Source organism: Mycobacterium sp. NGS29 (genome assembly GCF_059812965.1).
Genome location: NZ_JCALDR010000013.1, coordinates 81,024 through 97,620, shown reverse-complemented (window position 1 = coordinate 97,620; position 16,597 = coordinate 81,024). Strand labels below are relative to the sequence as shown.

General features: G+C 68.6%; 18 protein-coding genes and 1 tRNA gene. 4 read left to right on the top strand and 15 right to left on the bottom strand.

The window, feature by feature from the left end:
- Positions 1 to 52: 52 nt before the first annotated feature.
- From AC5Y5Z_RS18045 to AC5Y5Z_RS18025, 5 genes are all read right to left on the bottom strand, one after another.
- The gene (locus AC5Y5Z_RS18045) at positions 53 to 1,789 is read right to left on the bottom strand and encodes an ABC transporter ATP-binding protein (protein WP_499926677.1); all 1,737 of its coding nucleotides are present in this window, start codon (positions 1,787 to 1,789) and stop codon (positions 53 to 55) included.
- Complete coding sequence (locus AC5Y5Z_RS18040; protein ID WP_499926675.1) at positions 1,786 to 4,359, bottom strand: ABC transporter ATP-binding protein/permease; 2,574 nt, start codon at positions 4,357 to 4,359, stop codon at positions 1,786 to 1,788. Before AC5Y5Z_RS18040 ends, AC5Y5Z_RS18045 begins: the two co-directional genes overlap by 4 nt.
- Positions 4,359 to 5,072, bottom strand: a complete 714-nt coding sequence (locus AC5Y5Z_RS18035) for a TetR/AcrR family transcriptional regulator (protein ID WP_463826583.1) — start codon at positions 5,070 to 5,072, stop codon at positions 4,359 to 4,361. The genes AC5Y5Z_RS18040 and AC5Y5Z_RS18035 overlap by 1 nt, the downstream gene beginning before the upstream one ends.
- Before the next feature lie 74 nt (positions 5,073 to 5,146).
- Entirely contained in the window at positions 5,147 to 5,767 is a 621-nt protein-coding gene (locus AC5Y5Z_RS18030; protein ID WP_499926673.1) for a TIGR03085 family metal-binding protein, read from the bottom strand.
- A 14-nt stretch (positions 5,768 to 5,781) separates the two neighbouring features.
- Positions 5,782 to 5,868 (bottom strand) — tRNA-Leu (locus AC5Y5Z_RS18025).
- A 71-nt stretch (positions 5,869 to 5,939) separates the two neighbouring features.
- Here AC5Y5Z_RS18025 and AC5Y5Z_RS18020 point away from each other — a divergent pair.
- Together AC5Y5Z_RS18020 and AC5Y5Z_RS18015 are read left to right on the top strand one after the other, a co-directional pair.
- The gene (locus AC5Y5Z_RS18020) at positions 5,940 to 6,326 is read left to right on the top strand and encodes a hypothetical protein (RefSeq protein ID WP_499926671.1); all 387 of its coding nucleotides are present in this window, start codon (positions 5,940 to 5,942) and stop codon (positions 6,324 to 6,326) included.
- The gene (locus AC5Y5Z_RS18015) at positions 6,323 to 6,679 is read left to right on the top strand and encodes a DUF3817 domain-containing protein (RefSeq protein ID WP_499926669.1); all 357 of its coding nucleotides are present in this window, start codon (positions 6,323 to 6,325) and stop codon (positions 6,677 to 6,679) included. The genes AC5Y5Z_RS18020 and AC5Y5Z_RS18015 overlap by 4 nt, the downstream gene beginning before the upstream one ends.
- A 6-nt stretch (positions 6,680 to 6,685) precedes the next feature.
- On the opposite strand, the gene rdgB is transcribed toward AC5Y5Z_RS18015, so the two are convergent.
- The 10 genes from rdgB to clpS form a co-directional block, all read right to left on the bottom strand.
- A complete protein-coding gene (rdgB, locus tag AC5Y5Z_RS18010) occupies positions 6,686 to 7,294 on the bottom strand; it encodes an RdgB/HAM1 family non-canonical purine NTP pyrophosphatase (protein WP_499926739.1) in 609 nt (202 codons plus the stop codon).
- A 44-nt stretch (positions 7,295 to 7,338) separates the two neighbouring features.
- Positions 7,339 to 8,118 carry a ribonuclease PH gene (rph, locus tag AC5Y5Z_RS18005; protein WP_463826587.1) on the bottom strand — a complete coding sequence of 260 codons (780 nt, stop codon included), beginning with the start codon at positions 8,116 to 8,118 and terminating at the stop codon, positions 7,339 to 7,341.
- 59 nt (positions 8,119 to 8,177) lie between these two features.
- Positions 8,178 to 8,957: a cyclic nucleotide-degrading phosphodiesterase gene (locus tag AC5Y5Z_RS18000; protein ID WP_499926667.1), complete on the bottom strand. Its 780-nt coding sequence runs from the start codon at positions 8,955 to 8,957 to the stop codon at positions 8,178 to 8,180.
- A gap of 73 nt (positions 8,958 to 9,030) precedes the next feature.
- Entirely contained in the window at positions 9,031 to 9,858 is an 828-nt protein-coding gene (gene murI, locus AC5Y5Z_RS17995; RefSeq protein WP_463826589.1) for a glutamate racemase, read from the bottom strand.
- On the bottom strand, positions 9,855 to 10,508 hold the full coding sequence (locus AC5Y5Z_RS17990; protein WP_499926665.1) for a rhomboid family intramembrane serine protease: 654 nt from the start codon (positions 10,506 to 10,508) through the stop codon (positions 9,855 to 9,857). Before AC5Y5Z_RS17990 ends, murI begins: the two co-directional genes overlap by 4 nt.
- Positions 10,509 to 10,587: 79 nt before the next feature.
- Positions 10,588 to 10,860, bottom strand: a complete 273-nt coding sequence (locus tag AC5Y5Z_RS17985) for a MoaD/ThiS family protein (protein WP_463826591.1) — start codon at positions 10,858 to 10,860, stop codon at positions 10,588 to 10,590.
- Positions 10,861 to 10,886: 26 nt separating this feature from the next.
- Entirely contained in the window at positions 10,887 to 11,300 is a 414-nt protein-coding gene (locus AC5Y5Z_RS17980) for a M67 family metallopeptidase (RefSeq protein ID WP_463826592.1), read from the bottom strand.
- 4 nt (positions 11,301 to 11,304) lie between these two features.
- Positions 11,305 to 12,330 carry a P1 family peptidase gene (locus tag AC5Y5Z_RS17975; protein WP_499926663.1) on the bottom strand — a complete coding sequence of 342 codons (1,026 nt, stop codon included), beginning with the start codon at positions 12,328 to 12,330 and terminating at the stop codon, positions 11,305 to 11,307.
- The gene (gene aosR / locus AC5Y5Z_RS17970) at positions 12,327 to 12,908 is read right to left on the bottom strand and encodes an oxidative stress transcriptional regulator AosR (RefSeq protein WP_463826594.1); all 582 of its coding nucleotides are present in this window, start codon (positions 12,906 to 12,908) and stop codon (positions 12,327 to 12,329) included. Before aosR ends, AC5Y5Z_RS17975 begins: the two co-directional genes overlap by 4 nt.
- A 24-nt stretch (positions 12,909 to 12,932) precedes the next feature.
- Positions 12,933 to 13,238, bottom strand: coding sequence for an ATP-dependent Clp protease adapter ClpS (gene clpS / locus AC5Y5Z_RS17965; protein ID WP_055579620.1), 306 nt, complete (start codon positions 13,236 to 13,238; stop codon positions 12,933 to 12,935).
- 53 nt (positions 13,239 to 13,291) lie between these two features.
- On the opposite strand from clpS, the gene AC5Y5Z_RS17960 reads away from it, so the two are divergent.
- Both AC5Y5Z_RS17960 and AC5Y5Z_RS17955 read left to right on the top strand, forming a co-directional pair.
- The gene (locus AC5Y5Z_RS17960; RefSeq protein ID WP_499926660.1) at positions 13,292 to 14,590 is read left to right on the top strand and encodes a nicotinate phosphoribosyltransferase; all 1,299 of its coding nucleotides are present in this window, start codon (positions 13,292 to 13,294) and stop codon (positions 14,588 to 14,590) included.
- Between the two features lie 2 nt (positions 14,591 to 14,592).
- Positions 14,593 to 16,575, top strand: a complete 1,983-nt coding sequence (locus AC5Y5Z_RS17955; protein ID WP_499926658.1) for an ATP-dependent DNA helicase — start codon at positions 14,593 to 14,595, stop codon at positions 16,573 to 16,575.
- Positions 16,576 to 16,597: the final 22 nt, after the last annotated feature.

The window sequence follows — 16,597 nt, the reverse complement described above, 5'->3', positions numbered from 1 at the left end:
TCGACTGTAAGTCATACCGCATGTCTTTCGGTACCCAGTCCGGGCCGGCGTCCTACTCAGCCAGAATCCGCCACTCCGCGGCTTCGTGCTGCTGACGCCAGAACTCGCTGAATCGCCCGCCGGCGGAGAGCAACTCATCGACGGCGCCGTCCTCGACCACGCGCCCGTTCTCCACAAACAACACCCGGTCCGCGTGGCGGATGCTGGCCAGCCGGTGCGCCACGATCACCCGGGTGTGCGACTCCGGCTCATCGGTCAGCGCGTCGACGACGGCGACCTCGTTCTCGTTGTCCAAGGCACTCGTCGCCTCGTCGACCAACCGGATCGGAGCGCCTTTGAGCAGTGCGCGCGCGATGCTCACCCGTTGCCGCTCGCCACCGGACAGCGCCGAGCCTGCCTCGCCCACCACCGTCGCTGCTCCATCGGGAAGCCGGCCGATCAACTCGTCGACCCGGGCCAGCCGGAGGGCGCGGTCAAGGCGGTCCTCGTCGGCGCCGGGAGCACCGGCCAGCACGTTCTCGCGGATGGTCCCGTGGAAGAGATAGGGATGCTGGAAGACGACGCTGCTCGCGCCACGGCGCGCCGCGGCATCCAGGGTGACCGCGTCGACCCCGTCGATCAGCACCCGGCCGCGGGTGGGGTGATGCAGTCCGGCGATCAGCGCCAGCACCGTGCTCTTGCCGGAACCCGACGGCCCGACGATGGCGGTCGCGGTTCCCGGTTCCAGCGCGAAGCTGACGTTGTCCAACGCCGGATGGCTACTTTCGTCGTAACTGAAAGTGACACGGTCGAATTCGATGCGCGGCGCGGCCGGCGAGCCCAGCTCCCCGGTGCCCGCCCGGAGTTGCGGGGCGGTCAGCACCGAACGGATGCGGTCGAGGGTGGCGCGGGTGCTCTCCAAGGCCGGTGTCAATTCGCTGACGGAGGTGAAGGGCTCCAGGTAGCGGGCCATCACCACGATCAGCGCGATGGCCTCGGGCACGGTGAGGGTGCCACCCACGGTCAAAGCCGTGGTGACACCGGCGAGCAGGATCAACGCTGCCTGGCTGGCGAAGCTGAACAGCAGCTGACCCGGAATCTGCATGCCCAGCAATCGCATCGTGGCGCTGTGTTGCGCGTTGAGTGCGTCGCCGACCATGCTGCGGGCCGGTTCCACCCGTCGCGCGGCACGCAAAGCCTGTTGGGTGCGGGCGAATTCGATGATGCGTTCGGTGAGCACGCTGTTGGCCGCCCCGGCGGCGGCATCGGCCTTGCGCGACAACCGCACCGAAGCCCACAGCGCGCCCAGCATGAGCGGCACACCCGCCAGCGCGGCAGCCCCGAGTTGCCAGGAGATCGGCAACAGCACCAGGGCGATGACCGCGGGCAGCAGCACCGCGCTGATCAGCGGCGTCAGCAGGTTGACCACCAGACCGACGAGTTCAGGTCCGGTCGAGGCGATGGCTTGCCGTGCAGCCGCGGTGTTTTCGGCGGTGAACCAGTCCAGCCGGACATCGGATAGCCGGTCGGCCACGTCGTGCTGGGTGTGGTCCAGCACTGCGAAACCCAGGTCGAACCCGATTCGCGCGGTCGTGGTGTCGATCACCCAGCCGAGCACGGTCGCCGCGGTCAGCCAGCCCAGCCACCCCAGGGCGCGTTGCGGGGTGTCGCCGAACAACGCCCCCACCAGCGGTACCAGCAACACCGTAGCCACCGCCCGGATCACCACCGAGACGAAAGTCAGTGTGGCATAGGCGATCACTCTGCCACGATGAGCGGCCGGTACCAGACTGAGCCAGGTGCGGATCATCGTGTCACCTCCTGCCCGACGCTGACGGCGGGCCGCCCGGTATCCCAGAGCCGACGGTAGCGTCCGTCGGCGGCCAGCAGTTGGTCGTGGGTGCCGCGTTCGACGATGCGGCCGTGGTCAAGCACGACGATCTGATCCGCCCCGGTGATGGTGTGCAACCGGTGCGCGATCACCAACACGGTGCGGTCCTTGGTCAACCGGTTGAGTGCCTGTTGCACAAGGTATTCCGATTCCGGGTCCGCATAGGCGGTGGCTTCGTCCAGGATCAGGACCGGCGTGTCGGCCAGGATGGCGCGGGCGATGGTCAGCCGTTGCCGTTCCCCGCCGGACAGCGCGCTGCCGGCGCCCAGCACCGTGTGGTAGCCCTGCGGCAGGCGCAGGATGCGGTCGTGGATCTGCGCCTCGCGCGCCGCGCCCTGGATCTGCTCGAGGGTGGCGTCCGGCACGGCGAGCGCGATGTTTTCGGCGACCGTTCCGTGCACCAGTTGCGTCTCCTGCAGCACAAACCCGACCCGGGTGTAGAGCTCGTCTGCGGTCAGCGACCTGATGTCGTTGCCGCCCACCCTTATCGAGCCGTCCTGCACGTCATGGAACCTCGCCAGTAGTGCGGCGAGCGTGGACTTTCCGGATCCGGAGGGCCCGACCAGCGCGGTGACCGTACCCGGGTGCAATTCCAGTGATACGTCGCGGATCACCGGCACATCCGGCCGGTAGCCGAAGCTGATCGCATCGAACACCACGCTCGCGTCGGAGGCCTGGGGCGGCGACGCTGCGACGGTGAGTTCTGGTTCGGCAAGGGCGATCTGCAGCCGCCGCGCGGCCAGCATCCCACCCCGGATACCACCGAGGCCGTAACCGATGCCGAGCAGTCGGGCGCCGAACGTGGTGCCCAACAACAAGAACGGCAACAAATCCACCGGATTCATCTGATTGGTGACCACCAGCAGCGTGCCGGTGGTCGCGATCAGCCACAGGAACGTCGCGGGTCGGGTGGCCAGATCCATCAGCGTCTTCTTGCCGGTGAACGGGCGCTGCCAGGCGACGAGGAAACCAACGTACTGGTCCAGCAGACGCCGAAAGCTGGATGCCGCAGCGCCACCGAAAACCCGGATGACCGGCTGGCCCTCCAGGTACGCGCCCGCTTCGGTGTTCATCCGCTCCGCCCACCGCTGGGCCTGGGCGATCCGCGGCCCGGATTGGACCAGCATCACCGACATGGTCACCAGGTAGACCAGAACGGGAATGAACAGCACCAGCGCCACGCGCCAGTCGACCACGAACAGATAGATCAGCACCGCCACCGGCGCCACGACTGCGTTGACCGCATCAGGGATCGCGTGGGTGACCAGGTAGTGCAGCGACAGGGTGTCGTCCTGGACCAGTTGCTTGATCGACCCCGACCCACGCGCGGTGAACCAGCCCAGCGGCAGCCGGGACAGCTTGGCCAGCAACCGCGACCGCAGCTCGGTGGCGAACCGTGCGTCGACGACGTGCAGCCACAACGTCAGCGCGGCACCGAGCAGGACACCCAAGCCCAGCAGGGAGACCGCCCACAGGCCGAGGTTCCACAGCCGGGATTCGTCGGCGCCGGCGACCAGCAGCCGGGCCAGCTCGACCAGCAGCACGAAGGGCGCCAGCTGCACCAGCGTGACAATGCCCTGCAATACCCCGGAGGCGATCAGCGCCGAGCGCAGCGGAGCCAGCAGCTCACCGGCGGCCTGCGCACGCCAGCGACCTCGCCGCGGCGTTTCCGGCTGTGTCACAACATCTTCGGATTCAGTGCGGGTCGCAAGCTCCGGTGTGTCGACGACGTCCTGCTGGTCGCCGCGGCGTTTGCCCATCTCCTTGCCCGCGCTCCAGTACGCCTGTGCGTGGATCTCGGACTTGGGGAAGCCGAAATCGTCGCGCAACCGTTTGCGGACGTTCTTGAGCGCGTTGGCTTCCGGCGTGGCCCAGCAGTACCAGTTCGACCAGTCCCGGCTTTCGATCGCGTTGGCCAGCGACCTCTCGTCGCGTCGGGGCACCCAGTGCACCCGCAGCCGGGGGTGCGGCGCGATCGGGATGAGCCGATCGTTGTCGTCGTGCTGCTCGAGGTACATCTCGATCGGCACCTCGTCCGGAACGGTCCCGATGATCCCGTTCATCCCGGGAATGGACGCCGAGTCGCCGACCAGCAGATAGCCGGCCGGCTGTTCCTCAGGGCGGTCGAAACGCGTGGAGCCCATCAGCACCATGACGGCGATGCTCGCGCCGGGCTGCACATCGCGGGCCCAACTCGAGGCGGGGCCGGCCGGTTCGTGCAGCACCATATCGACGGCGAACCGACCGGTGGACGGGTCGGCCTCGGAAAGTGTGTAGGCGCGCTGGAATTCGGTCTTGGAGCCCTTCGGGTCGGGAAACCAGAATCGCAGCCAGGCGGCCGGCTCGGGCTCGACCTCGTCGAACAAGGTCTCTGATTCCATCCGCACTCGGACGAAATGCGGTGCGATCATCACGGTCTCGCGAACCGTTGCCGAATGATCGCGCGCCCCATAGCTTTTCATTACGACGCCGGAAAAACCGCGTGCCATCAACGGTCCTCTCCCGCGACGGCGTGATCCGCCGCGACTTCCACTATTGGCCGGCCGGGCGGAATTTCGGCCACCAGACCCCGAATCGACGCGGCCAGCAACAGCCGCACGTACTGCGTACTCGACAGCTCCGGCAACCCGCGGTATGCCGAACCCAACCGCGGGTGACCTGTCAACCGTTCGGCAACGGCGTCGCGTTCCTGCGCGAACCGCATGGCCTGTTCGCCGCCGGTGCTGCTGGTGTTGCTCACCTCGCGGGCCGCCAGACTGAGCGCCAGCGTCGCCACGGCGCTGCCCAGCACCATGGCCGCATCCGTGGTGTACCCGCGCCGCTGCAACGAGTTGACTTCGGCGACCAGCAGCTCGACCCCGGCGTCACCGCGGGGGAACAGGACCTGCAGGTAAGACGCCAGCCCGGGATGGTCCACAGTGAAGTGCCACAGCTGCAGCCCGAATGCGAGCAGGTGCTGCTCGATGCCGTGACTCGGATCGTCGATCAGCTCGAGTTCGGCGAGCAGACTCTCACCCACCAGGCGCTCGAGCGCCCAACGGCTTTCCACATGCCGATACAAGGCGGTGGCCGACACGTTCAACTGCGCGGCGACGGCGTTGATGCTCAGCCGTTGCATCCCCAGCTCGCGTCCGACACGAATCACGTCGTTCACCGTGATGAGTGGTGGACGGCCACCCACCCGCGCTGTCGCGGTCTTCATCAGCTGCCACCCCGAGCTAGTAAGTTACCCCCACAAACTAAGGGTTACCTTACCGATGGTCAAACTCAGGCGCGCTACAGCCCCTTGGGCGCGTCCCGGACAGCCGCAACCGCCGCCTCGTCACCGTCGAAGTCGACGCGAGCCTGCCGACCGACCGCGAACAACAGCAGTTCTGCAGGGTCGCCGGTCACTGTGACAGCGGGACCGTGACCCGCGATCAGCACCGTCTTGCCGTCGTCGGTGCGCAGCGCGACCCGACCGGGCACCTTGGCCAACGTCAGCCGGCCCATCAACGGCAGGGTCCGGCGCAGGCCGGCGACCAGCTTCGGTTCCAGATCGCGGGGCTCCCAGTCCGCGCCGGCACGCCGCACATCCTCGTGGTGAATAAAATATTCGGCGACGTTGGCCAACGCGTCGATGAGCTTGAACGGCGAGTACTTGGGTGGACCGGCTGCGATCTTGTCCACCAGGTCTTCCCAGTCCGTCTCCTGCGCGACCTTGTTCTGCAACCGCTCGGTGTGACCGGCGAAGAACGGGATCAGGATGCCGGGTGCGGCATCTGCCCGGTATTCGCGGATCACCAGGTGGGCCGCCAGATCCCGGGTGGCCCACCCCTCGCACAGCGTCGGCGCATCGGGCCCGGTGCTTCGAATGGTCTCGACCAGAGCAGCGCGCTCTCGCTGGGCAACCGACATGTGTGCCTCCGTTCTGGTGCGGGCGGAGGGACTCGAACCCACACGCTCTTCCGAGCACCGGCACCTAAAGCCGGCATGTCTGCCAATTTCATCACGCCCGCGACGACGCCGATCGTACCGCTCCCCCTACCGACGAACCGGCCGACAGGGTGCCGCGCGGTACCGTCATGGGGTGTCCATCCAGGCTCCTCGTCGACGGCGCCACCGTCCCGCGTTGATCGCGCTGGTGATCCTTGCGGCGTGCGGCTGCCTGGCATTGGGGTGGTGGCAGTGGACCAGATTCCAGTCGGTGTCCGGTAGCTACCAGAACCTCGGCTACGCCCTGCAGTGGCCGCTTTTCGCCTGGTTCTGGGTCTATGCGTATCGCAACTTCGTCCGCTACGAAGATGCGCCGCCCGAGCCGCGCACCGCGGCCACCGAGATCCCGCCCGGCCTGCTGCCCGAGCGTCCCAGACCCGAACCGCAGCAGCCCGATGATCCCGCCTTACGCGAGTACAACGCATACCTGGCCGAGTTGGCCGAGCACGACGCTGACAAGCAGAACAGGACCACCGCATGAGCACACCCGAGACTCCGCCGGCCGAACGCAGCGCGTCGATCTTCCCCGTCGCGAAGATCCGCACCGCGTTGACGGCGTACCGGATCATGGCGTGGATCACCGGTATTTGGCTGATCGCATTGTGCGGCGAGATCGTCTCGCACCTGGCGTTCAAACACGAGATCCGCTGGATCGAGGTCGTGCACGGCTGGATGTACTTCGTCTACATGCTGGCGGCGTTCAATCTCGCCATCAAGGTTCGCTGGCCGATCGGCAAGACGATCGGTGTGCTGCTGGCCGGCACCGTCCCGATCCTGGGAATCATCGTCGAGCGTCGTCAGAGCCGCGAAGTCAAGGCGCAGTTCAACATCTGACCGCGACTAAGCCAACCGCTGCAACGCGGGCAACAACTGAGCCAGCGCACGTCCGCGGTGCGAGGATGCGTCTTTCTCGGCCGGGGTCAGTTGTGCGGCGGTGCGCCCGTCCGAGCCATCGGGGACGAAGACCGGGTCGTAGCCGAACCCGCCGTCCCCCCGCGGCTCCCGGGCGATGACGCCGGGCCACTCGCCGCGCACCACCACTTCATCGGATTCCGAGACCAGGGCGCACGCGGAGACGAACGCCGCACCGCGCCGCTCGTCGGGCACGTCGCCGAGTTGCGCGAGCAGCAACGCGGTGTTGGCGGCGTCGTCGCCGTGGGTTCCGGACCACCGGGCCGACAGCACGCCGGGCATCCCATTCAGCGCGGCGACCTCCAGCCCGGAGTCGTCGGCGACGCTGGGCAAGCCGGTCGCGGTGAATGCGTCGCGGGCCTTGGCCAGTGCGTTGTCCTCGAAGGTCGCGCCGGTCTCGGGGGCCTCGTCGAACGGCGCCACCTCGTCCAGCGACACCAGCGTCACCCCGGACAGCCCGGCGCCGTCCAGCACCCGTTGCAACTCGGCCAGCTTCTTGCGGTTGCGGCTGGCCACCAGTAACCGTGATGTGCGCAAGCGCGGCGAAGCCGGGCGCAGCGGCTCATCACCGTCCGGCACGCTCAGCTGCCGAACGCCTTCGGCTGCTGCGCGCCCCCGGGCAGTTCCTTGGGATACGGCAGCGCCAACGCCTCGCGCTGAGCGTTGAACAACTCGTCACAGGCGCTGAGCGCCAGGTCGAGCAGCTTGTCCAGGGTCGACCGGGGGAATGTCGCACCTTCGCCGGTGCCCTGCACTTCGACCAGTGTCCCGGTGTCGGTAGCGACGACGTTCATGTCCACCTCGGCGCGTGAGTCTTCCTCATAGGGCAGGTCGACGCGCACCCGGCCATCGACCACCCCGACGCTCACTGCCGCGATCGCGCACGACAGCGGCCGGGGATCGGAGAGCTTGCCGGCGGCGGACAGGTAGGTGACCGCGTCGGCCAGCGCCACGTAGGCGCCGGTGATCGCAGCCGTGCGGGTGCCGCCGTCGGCCTGCAGCACGTCGCAGTCGACGGCGATGGTGTTCTCCCCGAGCGCGGCCAGGTCGATACACGCACGCAGTGATCGGCCGACCAGGCGACTGATCTCCTGGGTGCGCCCGCCGATGCGCCCCTTCACCGACTCGCGGTCGGAGCGGGTGTGGGTGGCCGAGGGCAACATCGCGTATTCGGCGGTGAGCCAGCCCAGCCCCGATCCCTTACGCCAGCGCGGCACGCCTTCGGTCACGCTGGCGGTGCACAACACCTTGGTGTGGCCGAATTCAATGAGCACCGAACCCGCTGGATTCTCGGTGAATCCCCTGGTGATGACCACCGGACGAAGCTCGTCGTCAAGGCGGCCGTCTTCTCGTTTGGACACGATGCCCAGACTAGCCGTCAGCGTTGGCGGTCAGAGACGGGCCGCGGGTGCCGGAATCGCTAGCCAGCCTGCCGGATCTCGAACGTCTCTCCGGGTACCACCGCGTGCACCGGACCGTCGAACTCGGCCTTGGCCTCGCTGATCACGTCCTCCCGCGACGTCCACGGCGGGATGTGCGTCAGCAGCAACTCGCGGACCCCGGCGCGGGCTGCGGCCCGGCCGGCCTCGGTGCCGGACAGATGCAGTGCCGGCGGGTGTTTGGGCGAGTGCGTCCAGGACGCCTCGCACAGAAAGACGTCGGCGCCGCGCGCCAGTTCGACGAGTTGGTCGCATTCCCCGGTGTCACCGCTGTACACCAGCGACGCCCCGGACGGGTCAGTGAAACGCAGACCGAACGACTCCGTCGGATGCGCCACCAGCCGCGGCGTCACGGTGAGCGCGCCGATCGACGCCGGTTCCCGGTCCACCCAGTGGCGTACCTCGAAGATGTCCGAGCAGTCGTCGATCTCGCCGCCGTAGGGCGACGACGCCGCTCCCAGCCGCGACCAGGTGTCGCTGGGCCCGTACAGCAACGCCTTGCCGGCGGGCCGCGATGTCGGGTGATAGCGGCGCCATACGAACAGGCCGGGCAGGTCCAGGCAGTGGTCCGCGTGCAGATGCGAGAGCAGGACGTGCACCGATCCGGGATCAGCGTGGCGCTGCAGCGCGCCGAGAACACCTCCGCCGAAGTCGATGACAAGCGGCGGGGTGTCCGGTGCCCGAAGTAGATAACCCGACGCGGGCGAATCCGGACCCACGACGCTACCGGAGCATCCGAGCACGGTTAATCGCACGGACACCACTGTGCCATGCCCGATACCACGATGGGGAAAACATCGCCGCATTGTTCGACCAGAATCATCGGCATACCGCCTAGTGAACGCGTGTGGGACGGGCCGGGTCGACGCCCGTGACGGCGGGACCCAGGAAGCGGGCCGCCAGCGCAACGAACGCCTCGGGATCACCGGTGGCTTCGAACATCCGCGATGGCCCGGGGACGCCCGGACCGTCCGGGTGCTCGCGCAACAGGTCCAACTCGGTCAGCACGCGCAGCACCTGCTTGGCGGTCTCCTCGGCGCTGGAGACCAGGGTGACGTTGTCCCCCATCACCAGCTGGATCAGTCCCGACAGCAACGGATAGTGGGTGCAGCCCAGCACCAGCGTGTCGACCTCGGCGCGCTGCAGCGGCTCCAGATAGCCCTCGGCCAGGCCCAGCACCTGACGACCGCTGGTGACGCCGCGCTCGACGAAGTCGACGAACCGCGGGCAGGCCACCGCGGTGATCTCGGTGTCGCGGGCCGCGGCGAACGCGTCCTGGTAGGCGTGCGAGGTGATCGTCGCACGGGTGCCGATCACCCCGATGCGGCCGTTGCGCGTGGTGGCCACCGCGCGGCGCACCGCCGGCAGGATCACTTCTACGACGGGCACGTCGTAGCGTTCCCGCGCGTCCCGCAGACAGGCCGCCGAAGCCGAGTTGCAGGCGATCACCAACACCTTGACGCCGCGGCTGACCAGATCGTCTCCGATGGCCAGTGCGTGCGCGCGGATCTCCGGAATGGGCAGCGGACCGTACGGGCCGTTGCCGGTGTCCCCCACGTAGATGATGTCCTCGTCGGGCAACTGGTCGATGATCGCGCGCGCGACCGTCAGCCCGCCCACGCCGGAGTCGAAGATTCCGACCGGCGACAGCGGCGAACTCATGACTTCATATGCGGCGCCCGCTGGGATCGCTTGCGCTCGCGGGCCTTGCGCTCCGGGGCCGACAACAGATACGCCGCGATGACGCCGGCGACCGCGCCACACAGGTGCGCCTGCCACGACACGCCACCGCACATGTGCAGCCGCGGCAGGGCGCCGAGCAGCACGCCGCCGTAGACGAACAACACCGCCACCCCGATCAGAATGTCCCGCATCCGACGCACGAAGAACCCGAACACCAGCAGGAAGGACAGCCAGCCGAAGATCAGGCCGGAAGCCCCGATGTGGTCGGTCGGCCCGCAGCTGCTCCCGACGTTGCCGATCAGCCAGGTGCCGAAGCCACCCAGGATCCACACGATCGCGGTGGCCCAGACGAACCGCGACAGCCCGGCCAGCGTCATCAGGAAACCCAACACCAGCATCGGCACCGTGTTGGCGATGAGGTGCTGCCAGTTCGCGTGCAGCAGCGGCGCGAACAGGATGCCCCACAGACCGTCGGTGGTCTGCGGCCTGATGCCGTTATGGTCCAGCCGACCTCCGCTGAGCTGGTCGATCAACTCGACCACGTACAACAGGGCGACGAACGTGATGATTGTGGTCGCACCGACCACCCAGCCGGGCTTCTGCTGTCTGGCCGGAACCTTCGAACTCATGCCCATAGCTGCCCTTTCAGAGCGTTTTCGGCATCACCAGGCTACCGGCGCCGGCCATCTGTCGCGTCATGCGTGGCGCTCAGCCCCCGGCGACGGCGGGCAGGATGGTGATCGAGTCGCCATCGGCGATTGGGGTGTCCAGTCCTCCGGAGAACCGCACGTCCTCGTCGTTGACGTAGATGTTGACGAACCGGTGCAGCTTGTCCCCGTCGATCAGGCGATCGGAGATGCCCGAATAGTTGGCTTCCAGATCCCGAATGACCGCGCCGAGCGTGTCACCGGTCGCCGAGACGCGCTTCTGGCCGCCGGTGTGCGGACGCAGGATGGTCGGGATGGACACGTGGACGGTCATGCGGGCCTTTCGTGACGTGGACGGGATCAGTATTGCGCAACGATGTCGACGGGTTCTTCGGTGACGACGCCGTCCACAATCCGGTAGCTGCGCAGCTCGTGACAGTCCGGATCGCGGGTGGACACCAGCACGTAGTGCGCGTCGGGTTCGGCGGCCAGGTCGATGTCGGTCCGGCTGGGATACGCCTCGGTCGCGGTGTGCGAGTGATAGATGACGATCGGCGCCTCGTTGCACGCTTCGAGTTCGCGCCACACCCGGAGCTGCTCGCCGGAGTCGAATCGGTAGAAGGTCGGCGAGTGCTCGGCGTTGGCCATCGGGATGTGCCGCTCGGGACGGTCGCGGGATTCCGGGCCGGCCAGCAGGCCACAGGCTTCGTCGGGATGGTCCCGGCGGGCGTGCGCGACCATGGCGTCGACGAGATCGGCCCTGATCACTAGCACGCTGTCATCTCCGGAACGCTCCGGGCAGCACGTCGCGGTAGGCCGGGACGCCGGCGACCGATTCGGCCGCGATCACCCCGTCAAGCACTGCGCGCGCCAGACAGTCCGCGGCCGCCGCCCCCACCGCGGTGAGCAGGCCGGTTTCCGGCGACATGGCGGCCGGGGTGTTCGCCGAGGGCGGCACCTCGACCGCACCGGTGGCCAACGCGAAAACCGTGTCGCCGTCCAGCGGGGTGTGCGCCGGGCGCAGCGTACGTGCCAGGCCGTCGTGCGCGGCGATCGCGACCCGCCGGCACGCGGCGGGGCTCAGCGCGGCGTCGGTCGCGACCACCGCGATCGTCGTATTCAACTCGCTCAACGGCGACGGCAACTGCGCCAGCGCATCGACCTGCTCGCGCGGTGGCGGGCACAGCGCGAACTCGCTGATCAGTTCGCTCGGCCACGGCAGACCGGTGGCCGGGTCGACGGCTTCGCCCGCAGCGTTCACCACCACCAGCGCGCCCACCGTCACCCCCGACGGCAGGCTCACCGACGCCGTCCCCACGCCGCCTTTGAGCACACCGACCCGGGCCCCGACTCCGGCGCCGACAATCCCGACCGGCGGCGACGCGTCGTCGGCCGCCTGGCAGGCCTGGTAACCGAACTCGGCCGTCGGCCGGCAATCCCAGCCGCCCACCGGCAGATCGAAGATCACCGCTGCCGGCACGATCGGTACCACTCCCCCGTCCATCGCCACGCCGCGGTGCTGTTCCTCCAGCCAGCGCATCACGCCGTCGGCGGCGGCCAGACCGTAGGCGCTGCCACCGGACAGCAACACCGCATCCACGTAGCGCACGCTGTTGACCGGGTCCAACAGATCGGTCTCGCGGGTACCGGGCGCACCACCGCGACAGTCGACCGCGCCGACGGTGCCCGGCGGCGTCAACACCACGGTGCAACCGCAGGCCCACCCGGAGCCCAGCGATGCGTCGGGGTCCAGCCGGTGGTGATGTCCGACGCGGATACCGCCCACGTCGGTGATGGAGCTCATCGCGGCCCCATCAACACCAGCACCAGGTATTCCTGCAACACCGTCAGCCACTGGTAGACGTCGTAGTGCGCGGCCAGCGGGTGGTCGGCCGGTAGGCGTTCGGGACCCTGCGGGCCGATTTCGAGCATCACGCCCAGGGTCAGCCGCAGATCGTTGACGGCCGCGATCCAGGCGTTGGCGCCCTCCTCGGTCAGCTCGAACCGGCCGCCGTTGCCCGGCAGAGTGTCCAACAACTGTTGGGCGGCAACACGTTTGGCATCGATGATCTCCGGCTCGTGCACACTTCGCAACGCCGCGTTCAGCGTCTCGGAGGCTTCGAGAGTCAGCGGGTCGGCCCCGTCGCGCCGATAGAAGTCCGGCAGCAACCGCCCGAGCGTCGGATCGCCCGGGCGCTCGGAATGCCCGGTCTTGATGCCGGTGATCTCCTCGAGCTCGTCGGACGGCGAGGTGGATTGGCGCTCGTCGAGCAACCCGATCATCGCGCCCACCAGATTCTTCAACAGCGCCGCCTCGTGCGGGGCGAGCGACGACCGAAAACGGGGACCGCTGCGCGTCTCGACGCGCTTCCATTTGCGCACGATGTGTTCCGGCCGCCCCGGGTCTCAGCGGTCCTGCTGCATCGTCGCCCACAATCCGGCGGCATGCAGCTTGGATACGTCGACTTCCATGGACTCCCGGCTACCCGACGACACCACGGCCTTGCCCTCGTTGTGCACCTGCAGCATCAACTTGGTGGCATGGGGCTCGCTGTAGCCGAACAGCTTCTGGAACACATACGTCACGTAGGTCATCAGATTGACGGGATCGTCCCAGACGATGGTGACCCACGGGCTCGTCGTAGCCTCGACCGGCGCGGATTCGCGCTGCCCGGTGCTACCCGGCTTGGCCGGCGCTATCGCAACCACCATGGGGCAAGGATACCGAGAGCACACCGGGGCAGTCAGCCGATACCGTTGGCGACGTGAATGACTCGGCATTAGCTGGGCTGCTGACCGACAAATACGAATTGACCATGCTGGCGGCGGCGCTGCGCGACGGCACCGCCCACCGCCGGACCAGTTGGGATCTGTTCGCCCGCCGGTTGCCGGCGGGCCGCCGCTACGGCGTGGTAGCCGGAACCGGCCGCCTGCTGGAAGTCTTGCCGCAGTTCAGATTCGATGACGACGCCTGCGATCTGCTGGCCGGGTTCCTCGATCCCGACACGGTGGACTATCTGCGGGACTTCCGCTTCGGGGGCGACATCGACGGTTACGCCGAGGGCGAGCTGTATTTCCCGCACTCTCCGGTGTTGTCGGTGCACGGCAGCTTCGCCGAATGCGTGCTGCTGGAGACCCTGGCGCTATCCATCTTCAATCACGACACGGCGATCGCGTCGGCCGCAGCGCGCATGGTCTGCGCGGCGGGCAACCGGCCGGTGATCGAGATGGGCACCCGGCGTACCCACGAACGCGCCGCGGTCGCGGCGGCCCGTGCCGCCTACCTGGCCGGCTTCGCCGGCAGCTCCAATCTGGAGGCCCACCGACGGTACGGCGTGCCCGCGGTGGGGACCGCCGCGCACGCGTTCACCATGGTTCATACCGGGCGGGACGGGCCCCAAGAGTTGGGCGCTTTCCGGGCGCAGGTCGATGCGCTGGGGCCCGGCACCACGCTGCTGGTCGACACCTATGACGTGACGACGGGGGTGGCCAACGCGGTAGCAGCCGCGGGACCGGAGTTGGGTGCGGTCCGTATCGATTCGGGCGATCTCGCGGTGCTGGCCCACCAGGTGCGCGCTCAACTCGACGATCTCGGCGCCCCGCGGACCCGCATCGTGTTGACCGGCGACCTCGACGAATTCTCCATCGCCGGCCTGCTCGCCGCACCGGTCGACAGCTACGGCGTGGGCACCTCGCTGGTTACCGGTTCGGGGGCGCCGACGGCCAGCATGGTCTACAAACTCGTTGAGGTGGACGGCATTCCGGTGCAGAAGCGCAGCAGCCAGAAGCAGTCGCACGGCGGTCGCAAGGCGGCGCTGCGGTTGGCGCGGCCGACCGGCACCATCACCGAGGAAATCGTGCATCCGGCGGGACGCGCACCCGCCATCGACGAGCCGCACCGGGTGTTGACCACCCCGCTGGTCCGCGCGGGTCGGGTGGTCGCCGCCGAGGACCTCGCCGCGGTCCGTGAGCGGGTGGCCGCGGGGTTGCGTAGCCTGCCCTGGGAGGGCCTGAGTTTGTCGCCCGGCGAACCGGCGATACCGACCCAGATCATCCCGGCCTGACGGTGTCTGAGGCCGAAGCGGTCGGGGCGCTGCTGGCCACCGCCGTGGCGGCGCTCGGCGGCAGTGAGCGCCGCGGCCAGCAGGAGATGGCGGCTGCGGTCGCGCAGGCCTTCGCCACGGGTGAGCACCTGGTGGTGCAGGCCGGCACCGGCACCGGCAAGTCGCTGGCATATCTGGTCCCGTCGATCCTGCGGGCGGTGAGCGACGACGAACCCGTGGTGGTGTCGACGGCGACGATCGCGCTACAGCGCCAGCTCGTCGACCGCGACCTGCCCCGGCTGGCCGACGCGCTGGCCGACGCGCTGCCGCGCCGGCCGACGTTCGCCCTACTCAAGGGACGACGAAATTACCTGTGTCTGAACAAGATCCATGGTTCTCTGCATACCGAGGATGCCGATGCACCGCAGGAGGAACTGTTCAATCCGATGGCGGTCAGCGCGCTGGGCCGCGACGTGCAACGCCTCACCGAATGGGCGGAGACAACCGAGTCCGGTGACCGCGACGACCTCAAACCCGGTGTACCGGACCGGTCCTGGGCACAGGTCAGCGTTTCGGCGCGGGAATGCATCGGCGTGGCCCGGTGCCCGTTCGGCACCGAATGCTTCTCGGAACGGGCCCGGGGGCGCGCCGGCGCGGCCGATGTCGTCGTCACCAATCACGCACTGCTGGCCATCGACGCGGTGTCCGACTCGGCCGTACTGCCCGAACATCAGTTGCTGGTCGTCGACGAGGCGCACGAGCTGGCCGATCGCGTGACCTCGGTGGCGACCGCGGAACTGACGTCGGCGACGCTGGGAGTGGCCACCCGACGCATCGCCCGCCTGGTGGCTCCCGAGCTGGTCCAGCGCCTGGAAGCGGCTTCGACGACTTTCGCGTCGGCGATCCACGAGGCCCGGCCCGGTCGTATCGACCACCTCGACGACGAGTTGGCGACCTACCTGACCGCGCTGCGCGACGCCGCTGCCGCGGCCCGCTCGGCGATCGAAGGCACCAGCGATGCAAGGGCGGCCGCGGCGCGCGCGGAGGCCGCGGCAGCGTTGCTCGAGATCTCCGACACCGCCGCTCGAGTCCTCGCCTCGTTCGGCCCGGCCCTGGTCGACCGCACCGACATTGTCTGGCTCGACCACGAGGACAACCGCGGTGCACCGCGCGCAGTGCTGCGGGTGGCTCCCCTGTCGGTGGCCGGGTTGCTGGCCAGCCACGTGTTCACCCGGTCGACGACGGTGTTGACGTCGGCGACGCTGACGGTCGGCGGGACATTCGATGCGATGGCCGCGGCCTGGGGACTGAGCGGCGAGTCGTCCTGGCGCGGCCTTGACGTCGGATCGCCGTTCCAGCATGCGAAATCCGGCATCCTCTATATCGCCGCGCATCTCCCGCCGCCGGGCCGGGACGGCACCGGATCGGCTGAGCAGCTGGCCGAGATCGCCGATCTGATCACCGCCGCCGGTGGCCGCACGCTGGGGTTGTTCTCCTCGATGCGCGCGGCCCGGGCCACCGCCGAGGTGATGCGCGACCGGTTGTCCACCCCGGTGCTGTGCCAGGGTGACGACAGCACCTCAGCGTTGGTGGAGCAGTTCAGCGCCGATCCGGCCACGTCGCTGTTCGGCACCTTGTCGTTGTGGCAGGGCGTCGATGTGCCGGGGCCGTCGCTGTCGTTGGTGCTGATCGACCGCATCCCGTTTCCGCGGCCGGACGATCCGCTGCTGAGCGCACGTCAGCGCGCGGTCGCCGCCCGCGGCGGCAACGGCTTCATGGCCGTCGCGGCCAGCCATGCGGCGCTGCTGCTGGCGCAGGGGTCGGGCCGGCTGCTGCGCCGGGTCAGCGACCGCGGCGTGGTGGCGGTGCTGGACTCGCGCATGGCCACCGCACGCTACGGCGAGTACCTGCGTGCCTCGCTGCCGCCGTTCTGGCAGACCACCAACGCCGGGCAGGTCCGCGCGGCGCTCACCCGCCTGGCGCGAGCAGACGCAAAAGCACCCTAAAACGCCGTTTTTCCGGGGCCTT